The following is a 12,776-nucleotide window of genomic DNA, read 5'->3' on the forward strand; positions in this document are numbered from 1 at the left end:
CATGGATTTTGTGACCTGGTTCCGGTCGGTAGCGCCTTATATCAACAGCTTCCGTCATAAAGTTTTCGTAGTCGCTTTCGGCGGGGAAGTCGTTGCGGACGGGAAATTCATCGAACTCGTACACGATCTCAATCTGCTCGCCAGCTTAGGCGTACGTCTGGTGCTGGTGCACGGTGCGCGCCCACAGATCGAGTCGCGCTTAAACGAACATGATCTGCAGACGACATATATACGGGGTATGCGCGTCACCGATGCGGCTGCGTTGCAGTGTGTCAAGGAATCGATAGGGCGGGTACGTGTCGAAATCGAAGCGCTGCTGTCAATGGGTTTGCCGAATTCACCGATGGCCAACGCTGCAATTCGCGTCGCCAGCGGCAACTTTGTTACTGCACGGCCAATCGGCGTGATAGAGGGTATTGACCTGATGCATACCGGAGAAGTACGCAAGGTGGATATTTCCGCCATCCGCTCGCGGCTCGAGCAGGGTGAGTTGGCATTACTGTCGCCGCTTGGCTACTCCCCTACCGGCGAGATCTTTAATTTGACACTGGAAAATGTCGCAGCTGAGGCTGCAATCGCTCTCAAGGCCGAGAAACTCATATTTCTGATGGATACCCAGGGGATCGAAAAGAGCACTGCAGACAGCGAACAGGCGTTGCTGCTGCGGGAACTGACGGTGGGGGAGGGCAGGAGCCTACTTAAGGAGTTTGGGAGGAAAATGGTACAACTTGCCGAGGATGCGCAGCTTTATCTGCCTTTTGCCCTGCACGCCTGTGAACGCGGAGTATCGCGCGTCCACCTCATAAGCCGGCACGTGGATGGCGCTATTTTACAGGAGCTATTCACCCACAGCGGCATCGGGACAATGATATCCGAAGGTCCGTTGCAAAACCTGCGGGATGCCCGAATAGAGGACGTGGGCGCGATTTTGCAACTGATCGAGCCTCTCGAAGCGGACGGGACGTTGGTGCGGCGGAGTCGCGAGTTGCTGGAGATGGAGATTGATCGTTTCGTCGTGATCGAGCATGATCGCATGATTGTCGGCTGTGCGGCGCTCTATCCTTTTCCGGACGACATGGCGGGCGAGCTCGCCTGTCTTACCGTTCATCCTGACTATCGTAGTGCGGGCTGTGGAGATGCGCTGCTCAAGGCTATCGAGGCGAAGGCGAGATCCCAGGGCAGTAAAAAACTGTTCGTCCTTACCACCCGGACAGCCCACTGGTTCGTCGAGCGCGGCTTCCTTTCAGCAGACGTCAGTCAATTACCCAAGGTGAAGCAGGGGCTATACAATTATCAACGGCGCTCGAAGGTATTTATGAAACCCCTTTAACCAGCCCTCAGATTCTGGCTGCTGGAGCGACTATCCTGTCGCGTAATCAAACGGTGCGGCGCACGGCGCTCTGGTGGTCTGCCTTTTGTTATATTTCGGAGACAGCAATGGGAAGAACCGTAAATTGCATCAAGCTCGGGCGGGAGCTGGAAGGTCTGGATTTTCCGCCTTATCCTGGCGAGCTGGGAAAGCGTATTTTTGAGAATGTCTCGAAAGAGGCATGGGCGGGCTGGATCAGGCACCAAACCATGCTGGTCAACGAGTATCATTTGAATCTGTCGGACATCAAGGCGCGCAAATATCTGGCCGAACAGCTGGATGCGTATTTCTTTGGAAGCGGTGCGGAACAACCTCGCGGCTATGTGCCTCTTGCCAAATAATGTCGGAGAGCACGGCAGCTTGAAGTGATTGCATTGGATATATTCAGAGACGGCATGACCGATTCCAGAGCTTCCGGTCAATTCCTCAATCGAGAGGTTGGCCAGATTGAATTCAACCGAAGGGTGCTTGCCCAAGCGGAAAATGAGGAAACCCCCCTTCTTGAGCGCCTGAAGTTTCTTTGCATTGTCAGCAGTAACCTGGACGAGTTCTTCGAGGTTCGTGTCGCGGGGATCAAGGAGCAGATCAAACTCGATACACGCGGTTTTGATCCAGCTGGCATGCTACCGCATCAGATATTCAAATTGGTGAGCGAGCAGGCGCATGCGCTGGTGGCGCGGCAGTACGCGTTGCTGAACCAGCAGATTTTGCCCGGCCTTGCCAATGAGGGAATCCATTTTCTGCGGCGCGCGACCTGGAATGACGCACAGCGCACGTGGATCAAGTCTTACTTCTTTCGCGAAATGATGCCGGTGCTGACTCCCATCGGTCTTGACATTTCACACCCCTTTCCTCGAGTGCTTAACAAGAGTCTGAATTTTGCAGTAGAACTCGAGGGCAAGGACGCCTTCGGGCGTAATTCCGGAGTTGCCATCGTGCAGGCCCCGCGCGTGCTGCCCAGGCTGATTCAGTTGCCGCCTGAAATCAGCAGCAGCACTTATAATTTCGTGTTTCTCTCTTCCATCCTGCATGCACACGTAGGGGAATTATTCGCCGGGATGAATGTGCTCGGCTGCTATCAATTCCGCGCCACGCGCAATAGCGATCTGTTCGTGGATGAGGAAGAGGTCAAGAATCTGCGCATTGCGCTACAGGGTGAACTGCCGCAGCGCCATTTCGGCAACGCGGTGAGACTGGAAGTGGCGGACAACTGTCCCCCGCATATGTCGGCCTTTCTGCTGGAGCAGCTCGGCCTTGCCCAGGAGGATTTCTATCAGGTAGAGGGGCCCGTAAACCTGGCGCGGATGATGCACGTCTTCGAACGTATAGACCGGCCTGATCTGCGATATCTGTCTTTCATCCCGGGTTTGCCGCTGACGCTGCAAAAGAAAAAAGCGTCCGACATTTTTCAGTTGATTCGCAAGAACGATATCCTGTTACACCATCCCTATCAGTCGTTTCAGCCGGTGATTCATTTTCTCCAGCAGGCTGCAACCGATCCCGATGTGGTCGCCATCAAGCAGACCGTATATCGTACCGGTGCCGATTCCCAGGTCATGACCGCCCTTATCGCCGCTGCGAGCAGCGGAAAAGAGGTCACCGTGGTGGTGGAGCTGCTGGCCCGGTTTGATGAAGAGGCCAATATCAACTGGGCCAGCCGGCTGGAGAATGTGGGGGCGCATGTGGTGTATGGAGTGGTAGGCCATAAGACACATGCAAAGATGGCAATGATAGTGCGGCGTGAGGAGGGCAGCCTTCGGCGTTACGTGCATGTCGGCACCGGCAATTATCATGCCAGCACCGCCCGGCTTTATACCGATTTCGGCTTGTTCAGCTGCCAGGAGGATTTCTGCGCCGATGTGAACGAGGTTTTCACGCAGCTTACGGGACTGGGCAAGGCGGGAAAACTCAAATATCTCTGGCAATCTCCCTTCAGTTTCCATAGCCAGATGATCGCCTCCATTGAGAACGAAGCCCAGAATGCGAAAGCAGGAAAGCCTGCCCGAATTATCGCAAAGATGAACGCATTGCTGGAACCGGGGGTTATCAAGGCCCTCTATGCCGCTTCCGAGGCAGGCGTAAAGATCGATCTCATTGTTCGCGGGGTTTGCGCCCTGCGGCCCGGCATCAAAGGGCTCTCGGAGAACATTCGGGTACGCTCCATTATCGGCCGCTTTCTCGAGCACAGCCGGATTTTCTATTTTCGCAATGGCGGTGCTTACGATATCTACCTTTCCAGCGCCGACTGGATGGATCGAAACTTTTTTCGAAGGATCGAGATCTGCTTTCCGGTTCTGGAGCCAAAGCTGAAAAAGCGCGTGCTCGAGGAAGGTCTGTATGTATTTCTGAAGGACAATTGCCAAGCCTGGGAAATGGACAGCGAGGGTCGTTATCATCTGAGGCAGTCCGGTCAGCGCAAGAAGCAAAGTGCTCAGGAGACGCTGCTGATGGAACTGGCCGCCGCGCAATAGAGGCGGTAGTTCTCAGGAATTTGGCGTTATGCCCTGGCAGTAAATAGCCGCTCCGATAATCGGAAAAAACCATGCCGCTCGAAATCGAACTCAAATTAAGATTATCACCCGAGGACGTCGGCCGGCTTCGAGGTGATCCGTTACTGACATCGCTTACTGTCTCCCGCCCCGTTAGCCAGAAACTTTTCACTGCCTATTACGACACACCTGATCTGTATCTTCAGAGGCATCAGATGGCGCTCCGGTTGCGACATATCGGAAGAAAATGGATACAGTCCATCAAAGGAGGGGGGGAAGCTGCTCTTGGATTGCATCAGCGTCACGAATGGGAATCCATGGTGCCGACAGGGCGACCCGATTTCTCTCAAATAACCGATCCGTCTCTCATCCGCCTGTTCGACGGTGCCGAATCGCACGGTCAATTATGTGTTCTGTTTACGACCGACTTCCAGCGCAGCAAGCGCGTGTTGCGCCTGGTGGACGGAAGCGAGATCGAATTTTCGCTGGATCGGGGAGTGATCAGAACGCCGGCTGATTTTACCAGCGAGATTTGTGAAATCGAGCTCGAACTGAAGTCGGGAAGTGCGCAGTCGCTATACCAGTTCGCGCTGGATATATTGCACATCGTTCCTTTCAGATTGGAAAACACAAGCAAAGCCGAGCGGGGCTATAGACTCGTTACCGGCTTCAAACCCACGCCCATCAGGGCGGCAGCTGTTCGACTCGAAACGGAAATGAAATTGGGCGAAGCCATCAAGGTGATCGCTTGGAATTGCCTGGATCACTTGCATGGCAACGAGGCAGGCATGCTACAACACCAGGATCCGGAGTATCTGCACCAGATGCGCGTGGCATTACGCAGGATACGTACAGCCCGCCGTGTTTTTGCCCGGGCATTTGCTGCAACCGGGTTTGCTTCTGCCACCTCGGACTTGAAATGGCTATCGCGTTCCCTCGGGGGGGCGCGGGACTGGGACGTATTCGTATCGGAAACATTAAGCGAAGTGAGGAATTACTTTCATGAGCGCCCCGGTATTTTTGCCTTATGGGAAGAGTGCGAGCAGATACGGCAAAACCACAATGAGGCGGCATGTGAGGCGGTAGGATCTACCCGATACACGGAGGCAATGCTGAGGCTGGGGGCTTGGCTGAACGCTGAAATCCGGCTTCTGGCACCTGATTCGCAGCAGAGTGAATTGCGAAAGACTGGGTTGGAATGGCCGGTGAAGAAATTCGCAGACAGTGCGCTGTCGCATGGGCACGAAAAATTGAAAAAGTATTACAAAAGGGCGGAAGGGCAGAGTTCAGAGGCGGTACATGCCCTGCGCATTGCGGTGAAAGAACAGCGATATACCGCTGAATTTTTCTCAGACCTGTATCGCCGAAAAAGGGTGAAGCGCTACATCAAGTCTCTGACTGGGTTGCAGGAAACGCTGGGCGCGGTAATTGATACTACCGTGACCGAACGATTGCTGAATGAAGTCGGAGTTGCTGAAGGCAGGGACGAGAATGACGGCATGTGCGAGGCAAGGGGTATTGTCCTCGGTTGGACCGTCCAGCGTGGACTGATGAAAAGAAGTGAGCTTGATGAGATATGGGGGGATTTCGCGAAAAAGGAAGTGTTCTGGTAGCCGCCCCAGCCTGCCGGGGTGGTGATTGCAAGTGCAAGATCGGGGCCAGCCGGCAGCTCTGGAAGTTCGAGCAATTCGACCGGGCACTTTAGCCTCCGGTAATAAAAAGGCGAACCGTATCGGCTCGCCTTTTATCCCGTTCGAATTCCAGTTGCTTATAAAACCAGCGCTGGCGGTTGAACTGGTGGAACTGTCAGTTTGCCTGATTACTTGATGACGGCTTTCAATTCCCCCTTCGCGTATTTGCCCGCCATGTTGTCCAGAGCAATGGGTTTGATTTTAGCCGCCTGTCCCGCACACCCAAACGCTTCAAAGCGCGCCTTGCAAATGTCCCTGGCTGCGGCAGTCGCGTCCTTCAGATATTTACGCGGGTCGAATTCGCTCTTGTTCTTGGCAAGATGACGCCGTATCGCACCGGTCATCGCCAATCGGATATCGGTATCGATATTGACCTTGCGTACGCCGTATTTGATCCCTTCCTGGATTTCCTCGACTGGAACACCATAGGTTTCTTTCATCTCTCCACCGTATTCACGGATGATGTCGAGCCAATCCTGCGGCACGGAGCTGGAGCCATGCATCACCAGATGAGTATTGGGAATGCGGGCATGAATTTCTTTTATGCGCTCGATGGCGAGAATATCTCCCGTTGGCTTGCGCGTAAACTTGTAGGCGCCATGAGAAGTGCCGATGGCGATTGCCAATGCATCCACACCCGTTTGCTTGACGAAGTCGGCCGCCTGTTCCGGATCGGTCAGCAGTTGATCATGGGACAGCTTGCCTTCGGCGCCATGGCCATCTTCCGCTTCACCCATGCCGGATTCCAGAGAACCGAGACACCCGAGTTCACCCTCGACGGAAACACCCACCGCATGGGCCATTTCCACCACCTTGCCTGTGACTTCAACATTGTATTCATAGGAAGAGGGCGTCTTCGCGTCCGCTTCAAGGGATCCATCCATCATGACGCTGGAGAAGCCGCTGCGAATGGCATTGACGCAAACCGCGGGCGAAGCGCCATGATCCTGGTGCATGACGATGGGAATGTGCGGATAGGCCTCTACGGCTGCGGCAATAAGGTGGCGCAGAAAGGGTTCCCCGGCATATTTACGCGCCCCTGCTGAGCCCTGCATGATCACCGGGCTGTCGCATTCATCCGCAGCCTGCATGATTGCGTGAATCTGCTCCAGATTGTTGACGTTGAAAGCAGGCAGGCCATAGCCATTTTCTGCCGCGTGATCCAAAAGTTGACGCAATGATACGAGTGCCATTAGAACCTCCTCAAAGTTAGAATCAGTGTATATGGTAAAACATCACAGGCAGTGAAAAGATCGAGACGAATATCTGCACTGCTCAGGATTCCACCTTCCGTTCCTGTTTTCTGTGCTCGCCGACCTTCACTATTTTCATCGTATTGGTGCCGCCTGCCTTGCCCACCGGTTCACCGATGGTCATGATCATTAGGTCGCCGTTGCGTACCGCGCCTCGTCTGAGCAACTCGTTTTCGGCATGATTCAGGATGATCTCCGGGTCGTTCGAGCCTCCGCCGAACTTGACGGGGTACACACCCCGAAATAACGTCATCTTGCGCCGTGTATCTTCCTGGGGACTCAGCGCGAATATGGGTACGGTGGAACTCCTGCGCGACATCAGCAACACGGTCCTGCCGCTTTGTGTAAGCGCCGCAATGGCCCTGATCTTCAATCCTCCTGCGGTGAACATGGTCGCACGGGCAATTGCTTCCTCGATATTGTCGGGCAGGCCGCCCTGCAGCCGTCGGTTTTCGCTGCTTACCAGGTATTCCTTTTCCGCCTCCAGGCATACCCTCGCCATCGCCGCAACCGCTTCAACGGGATATTGGCCGGTGGCCGATTCCGCTGACAGCATCACCCCATCAGTGCCATCCAATACCGCATTTGCTACATCCGATACCTCCGCGCGGGTAGGGATGGGACTGCTGACCATGGACTCCATCATCTGGGTAGCTGTTACCACCAGCTTGTTCTTGGTTCGGGCAGTGCGAATCATTCGTTTTTGCAATGCCGGCACCGCTGCATCGCCTACCTCTACCGCAAGGTCTCCGCGCGCAACCATGATCGCATCGGAAGCCTCCAGAATGTCATCCAGCGCCAGGATGGCTTCCGATCGTTCGATCTTCGCCATCAATAAGCTTTTTCCGCCCGCCTCGCGCATCACATCGCGTGCCCAGCGCATATCATCGCCAGAACGGGGAAATGATACCGCCAGATAGTCGGCTTTAAGCGCTGCGGCCGTTCGGATATCTTCCACGTCCTTGCCGGTGAGGGCAGGAGCACTCAGGCCGCCGCCTTTGCGGTTGATTCCCTTGTTGTTGGACAGTATCCCACCTTGCTCAACCACGCAATAAACCTGGCTTCCCTTGACTTCGGAAACGCCGAGCACGATGCGTCCATCATCCAGGATCAGTGTTGCACCGGTCTCGACATCATTGGGCAGTTCCTTGTAATCCAGGCCCACCCGTTCCTGGTTTCCAAGCTCGCATTCGGCGTCGAGTATGAATTGATCGCCCGTTTTCAGCAGAATTTTATTATTTTCAAATTTGCCGATTCGAATCTTGGGTCCCTGCAAGTCCGCCAGCACACCTACTGCGTGGCCAGCGGCACGTGCGAGGGAGCGCGCCAACTCGGCGCCTTCGATATGCTCTTCCCTGGTCCCATGGGAAAAGTTGATGCGTACTACATCAACGCCGGCGTTTATCATTCGCTCCAGCACCTTTGCATCTCGGGATGCGGGACCAAGTGTTGCTACGATTTTTGTTCTTCGAATCATTCTGATGAGGGCACGCGTTGAACCGGCATATCAAGCCGCATATTCGCTACCTGGACCTATCTGCTGCCGGCTGCGCGCTGTTCGAGTATTTCCACGGCAGGTAACTTCTTGCCTTCCAGAAATTCCAGAAAGGCTCCCCCCGCAGTGGAAATGTAAGAAACCCTGTCATAAATATCGTATTTCTGGATAGCGGCAATGGTATCTCCCCCCCCTGCCAGGGTAAAGGCATCGGTATCGGCGATAGCCATGGCAATGGTTTTGGTGCCTTCACCGAATTGATCGAACTCGAACACTCCGACGGGGCCGTTCCATACTACGGTACCGGCTTTCATGATGATGTCCGACAACTCGCGGGCACTCTTCGGGCCGATATCGAATATCATATCGTCATCTGTTACCGCATCTGCATTCTTCAATACCGCCGGTTCACTGGCGTCGAATTTTTTCCCGACGACAACGTCAACGGCAATTGGAATGGTCGCATTCCGCTTTGCCATTTTTTCCATGAGCATTTTGGCGATGGGAACCAGATCATCTTCGCACAGGGATTTTCCAACGTTCTGTCCCGCCGCTTTGAGGAAGGTATTGGCGATGCCGCCCCCCACCACCAGTTGATCCACTTTTTCTGACAGGGATTCCAGAACGGTCAATTTTGTCGAGACCTTCGAGCCTCCGACGATCGCCACCATGGGGCGGGCTGGATTCAACAACGCCTTGGTCAGCGCGTCCAGCTCTTCTGTAAGCAGAATGCCCGCGCAGGCAACAGGAGCGTATTTGGCAATGCCATAGGTCGATGCTTCGGCCCGATGCGCTGTGCCAAACGCATCCATCACAAATACATCGCACAGCTTTGCATATTTCTGGGCCGTTTCATCTGCATTTTTCTTTTCCCCCTTATTGAAGCGGCAATTTTCGAGGATGACCAGTTCGCCTTCGGCCACGTCGAAGTTGCCGTCCACCCAATCCTTGATCAGGCGCGCCGGCTTGCCGAGACGTTCGGAAATATTGTCGGCTACCGGTTTGAGCGAATTTTCTTCTGACCATACGCCCTCTTCCGGTCGTCCCAGATGGGAGGTAACCATTACTTTGCCGCCTTGCTTCAGGCAGTAGTCGATGGTACCCATGGAGGCGCTGATGCGTGCGTCGGAGGTAACTTTGCCATCTTTCACGGGCACATTGAGGTCGGCGCGGATGAACACGCGCTTGCCTTTCAGATCAAGGTCGGTGACTCTAATGACAGACACTGGGGAACTCCACGTTTTAAGACATAAGGAAGTCTAGGGATTCCTTATGATGAATTGAAGAGAAGGACAGGGATCAGGGGGAAGAAAAACGATTCCGAGTTTCTTCCCCGTGTGACGAATTGGTCCTCTGCTACTTGCCTGCTACAACGCGGACCATCTCCAGAATCTTGCTGGAATAACCCCACTCGTTGTCGTACCAGGAAACCACTTTTACAAAATTCCCGTCCAGGGCCATTCCTGCTTCCGCATCGAAAATCGAGGTTGCGCTTTCGCCCCTAAAATCGGTGGAAACAACCTTCTGGTCCGTATAGGCCAGCACACCTTTCATCGATCCCTCGGATGCCTTCTTCATGGCATTGCAGATTTCTTCGTAGCTGGCTTCCTTTTCCAGCTCAACCGTAAGATCCACCACCGAGACATCGGAGGTCGGTACGCGGAAAGCCATACCGGTAAGCTTCGTATTGAGTTCGGGGATAACCTTGCCAACGGCTTTTGCCGCGCCGGTGGAGGAGGGAATGATGTTTTCCAGAATACCCCGGCCACCGCGCCAATCCTTGTTGGAAGGACCATCCACGGTCTTCTGGGTTGCGGTAGCAGCGTGAACTGTCGTCATCAGGCCGCGTTTGACGCCAAAGGTGTCGTTCAATACCTTTGCAACGGGAGCCAGGCAGTTCGTGGTGCATGAGGCATTGGAAATGATCGCCTGACCGTCATACGAGTCATTATTCACTCCATATACGAACATGGGCGTATCGTCTTTCGACGGCGCAGACATGATGACTTTCTTTGCGCCTGCGGCAATATGTTTCTGGCAGCTTTCCTTGGTGAGGAAAAGCCCGGTCGACTCAACCACGACTTCAGCGCCGACCTCTCCCCATTTCAGTTCAGCCGGGTCTTTAATCGCTGTCAGCCGTATTCTTTTGCCATTGACAATGAGCGTACTGTCTTCGATCGAAACATCCCCCTTGAAGCGGCCATGCACGGAATCATGCTGCAGCATATAGGCGAGGTAGTCGGGTTCAAGCAGATCATTGATGGCAACGACTTCAATATCCGGAAAATTCTGTACCGCCGCGCGGAAAACCATTCGCCCGATCCGGCCAAATCCATTGATACCGACCTTGATTGTCATGTTTTACACTCCTTGGATAAAAAAAGAACCTCGGACGCGGAGAAAATTTTCTCCGCGTTTCGGCTGGCAATTGGTCAGAATTAAATGACGCTGTTTACCGCCTTTATCACATTCTCTACGGTGATGCCGAAGTGCTTGAACAGCTCTCCAGCCGGCGCGGACTCGCCGAAGGTATCGATACCGACCACTGCTCCCTCCAGGCCTACATACTTGCGCCAGTAATCCGTCACGCCTGCTTCCACCGCCACGCGCCCTATACCCTTGGGGAGCACGCTGCTTTTATAATCGACATCCTGGCGATCGAATACGTTCGTGCAGGGCATCGAAACGACGCGCACATGAATTCCCGTTTCGGCCAGCGCTTTTTGCGCCATCATCGCCAGGCCGACTTCCGAACCTGTGGCAATGATGACTGCCCGCGGTTGATTGTCGGAGGCTTCCGACAGGATATAGCCGCCCTTATCGATCAGCTTGATCGTATTCCCTTCGCGTTTCTGAAAGGGAAGGTTCTGGCGGCTGAAAATCAGTGTGGAGGGGCCATCCTTGCGCTCGATTGCCCGTGCCCAGGCGACGGTCGACTCGACCGTATCGCACGGACGCCACACATCCATGTTGGGGATGTAGCGCAATGTGGCGGTCTGTTCCACCGGCTGGTGGGTAGGACCATCTTCGCCCAAACCGATGGAATCATGGGTGAATACGAACAGGCAGCGTATTTTCATCAGGGCGGCCATGCGAAGCGCATTCCGCGCATATTCTGAGAACATGAGGAAAGTGGCGCCGTAAGGAATGATTCCGCCATGCAGCGCCAGCCCGTTCATGATGGCGCTCATGCCGAATTCGCGCACGCCGTAATATACGTAGTTGCCGCCATCCTGCCGGGCGATGCCTTTTGAACCCGACCAGAGGGTAAGGTTCGATCCGGCCAGATCTGCCGAGCCGCCGACCAGTTCCGGCAACTTGGGTGCCAGTCCTTCAATCGCATTCTGCGATGCCTTGCGGCTTGCAATGGTTTCTTCCTTTGCATGAACACGTGCAACCAGGCCATCCACGTGCTCCTGCCACCCCTCCGGCAGTTCACCTGCCATCCGCCGACTGAATTCGGCCGCTTCAGTCGGATATTTCGCAGCGTACTCTGCGAACTTGCGATTCCAGCCGTCTTCCAGCTTTTGTCCTTTTGCGCGCGCATCCCAGTTCTGGTAGACATCCTCGGGGATCTCGAATGGCAGGTGATTCCACCCGATATGCGGGCGCGCAGCGGCTATTTCCAAGTCCCCCAGCGCCGCGCCGTGCACCTCGTGAGTATTTGCCTTGTTGGGCGAGCCCATTCCGATCACGGTCTTGCAGCAGATCATGGAAGGTTTGTCCACGGCCTGCTTGGCAGCTTCGATGGCGGCCTCTATCGCTACCGGATCATGTCCGTTGACATTCGGCACAACATGCCAACCATAGGCTTCGAAGCGTTTGGGCGTGTCGTCTGTGAACCATCCCTCCACATGCCCATCGATGGAAATGCCGTTGTCGTCATAAAAACAGATCAGCTTGCCCAGCCCCAATGTGCCTGCAAGCGAGCAGGCCTCATGGGAAATACCCTCCATCAGGCAGCCATCGCCCAGGAATACATAGGTATGGTGATTGACGATATCGAAGCCGGGACGGTTGAATTCCGAGGCAAGTATTTTCTCTGCCAGAGCCATTCCCACAGCATTGGTGATCCCCTGGCCCAGCGGACCTGTGGTCGTCTCGACGCCGGGTGTATAACCATATTCCGGATGGCCGGGAGTCTTGGAATGAAGCTGACGGAAACGCTTGATTTCCTCCATCGGCAAATCGTAGCCCGTGAGGTGCAGCAGGGCGTAAATGAGCATGGATCCGTGCCCATTGGACAAAACGAAGCGGTCACGGTCGGCCCACTTCGGATTTGCCGGATTATGGCGTAGGTGATGTATCCACAATACCTCAGCGATCTCAGCCATGCCCATAGGCATTCCCGGATGGCCCGAGTTGGCTTTTTGCACGGCATCCATCGCCAGTGCACGGATGGCGCTGGTCAGGTTCTTGAATACCGGCGCTTCAAAATCTCGAAATGTTCCCATGAACATGAACTCCCTAGCTCAACAA

The 12,776-nt window shown here is 54.6% G+C and carries 10 protein-coding genes; 5 read left to right on the plus strand and 5 right to left on the minus strand.

Annotation, left to right across the window (positions count from 1 at the left end; translation table 11 throughout):
• The first annotated feature begins 1 nt into the window (after position 1).
• The 5 genes from argA to NMUL_RS15565 all read left to right on the plus strand — a co-directional run bounded on the left by argA (position 2) and on the right by NMUL_RS15565 (position 5,685).
• Positions 2–1,330: an amino-acid N-acetyltransferase gene (gene argA, locus NMUL_RS02000; protein ID WP_011379742.1), complete on the plus strand. Its 1,329-nt coding sequence runs from the start codon at positions 2–4 to the stop codon at positions 1,328–1,330.
• A 107-nt stretch (positions 1,331–1,437) separates the two neighbouring features.
• Positions 1,438–1,710, plus strand: coding sequence for an oxidative damage protection protein (locus NMUL_RS02005; protein WP_011379743.1), 273 nt, complete (start codon positions 1,438–1,440; stop codon positions 1,708–1,710).
• Positions 1,711–1,764: 54 nt separating this feature from the next.
• The gene (gene ppk1, locus NMUL_RS02010; RefSeq protein WP_011379744.1) at positions 1,765–3,840 is read left to right on the plus strand and encodes a polyphosphate kinase 1; all 2,076 of its coding nucleotides are present in this window, start codon (positions 1,765–1,767) and stop codon (positions 3,838–3,840) included.
• Between the two features lie 71 nt (positions 3,841–3,911).
• Positions 3,912–5,471 carry a CYTH and CHAD domain-containing protein gene (locus NMUL_RS02015; RefSeq protein WP_011379745.1) on the plus strand — a complete coding sequence of 520 codons (1,560 nt, stop codon included), beginning with the start codon at positions 3,912–3,914 and terminating at the stop codon, positions 5,469–5,471.
• Between the two features lie 25 nt (positions 5,472–5,496).
• Positions 5,497–5,685 carry a hypothetical protein gene (locus NMUL_RS15565; RefSeq protein ID WP_146063180.1) on the plus strand — a complete coding sequence of 63 codons (189 nt, stop codon included), beginning with the start codon at positions 5,497–5,499 and terminating at the stop codon, positions 5,683–5,685.
• Here the strand turns inward: NMUL_RS15565 and fba are convergent.
• The 5 genes from fba to tkt all read right to left on the minus strand — a co-directional run bounded on the left by fba (position 5,678) and on the right by tkt (position 12,751).
• Positions 5,678–6,742: a class II fructose-bisphosphate aldolase gene (fba, locus tag NMUL_RS02020; protein ID WP_011379746.1), complete on the minus strand. Its 1,065-nt coding sequence runs from the start codon at positions 6,740–6,742 to the stop codon at positions 5,678–5,680. The two genes, NMUL_RS15565 and fba, sit on opposite strands and share 8 nt — an antisense overlap.
• A gap of 82 nt (positions 6,743–6,824) precedes the next feature.
• Positions 6,825–8,279, minus strand: a complete 1,455-nt coding sequence (pyk, locus tag NMUL_RS02025) for a pyruvate kinase (protein ID WP_011379747.1) — start codon at positions 8,277–8,279, stop codon at positions 6,825–6,827.
• Positions 8,280–8,335: 56 nt separating this feature from the next.
• Positions 8,336–9,523 carry a phosphoglycerate kinase gene (locus NMUL_RS02030; RefSeq protein WP_011379748.1) on the minus strand — a complete coding sequence of 396 codons (1,188 nt, stop codon included), beginning with the start codon at positions 9,521–9,523 and terminating at the stop codon, positions 8,336–8,338.
• Between the two features lie 130 nt (positions 9,524–9,653).
• Complete coding sequence (gene gap / locus NMUL_RS02035; protein ID WP_011379749.1) at positions 9,654–10,655, minus strand: type I glyceraldehyde-3-phosphate dehydrogenase; 1,002 nt, start codon at positions 10,653–10,655, stop codon at positions 9,654–9,656.
• A gap of 80 nt (positions 10,656–10,735) precedes the next feature.
• On the minus strand, positions 10,736–12,751 hold the full coding sequence (tkt, locus tag NMUL_RS02040) for a transketolase (RefSeq protein ID WP_011379750.1): 2,016 nt from the start codon (positions 12,749–12,751) through the stop codon (positions 10,736–10,738).
• Between the last annotated feature and the right edge of the window lie 25 nt (positions 12,752–12,776).

Origin of the sequence: Nitrosospira multiformis ATCC 25196, from assembly GCF_000196355.1 — a bacterium.
GTDB classification, from domain to species: Bacteria; Pseudomonadota; Gammaproteobacteria; order Burkholderiales; family Nitrosomonadaceae; genus Nitrosospira; species Nitrosospira multiformis.

Bases quoted from the DNA above. Each gene is read 5' to 3' on its own strand.
- gap (WP_011379749.1), bottom strand. From the start codon at position 10,655: ATGACAATCAAGGTCGGTATCAATGGATTTGGCCGGATCGGGCGAATG.
- NMUL_RS02015 (WP_011379745.1), top strand. From the start codon at position 3,912: ATGCCGCTCGAAATCGAACTCAAATTAAGATTATCACCCGAGGACGTC.
- tkt (WP_011379750.1), bottom strand. From the start codon at position 12,751: ATGGGAACATTTCGAGATTTTGAAGCGCCGGTATTCAAGAACCTGACC.
- argA (WP_011379742.1), top strand. From the start codon at position 2: ATGGATTTTGTGACCTGGTTCCGGTCGGTAGCGCCTTATATCAACAGC.
- NMUL_RS02005 (WP_011379743.1), top strand. From the start codon at position 1,438: ATGGGAAGAACCGTAAATTGCATCAAGCTCGGGCGGGAGCTGGAAGGT.
- fba (WP_011379746.1), bottom strand. From the start codon at position 6,742: ATGGCACTCGTATCATTGCGTCAACTTTTGGATCACGCGGCAGAAAAT.
- pyk (WP_011379747.1), bottom strand. From the start codon at position 8,279: ATGATTCGAAGAACAAAAATCGTAGCAACACTTGGTCCCGCATCCCGA.
- ppk1 (WP_011379744.1), top strand. From the start codon at position 1,765: ATGACCGATTCCAGAGCTTCCGGTCAATTCCTCAATCGAGAGGTTGGC.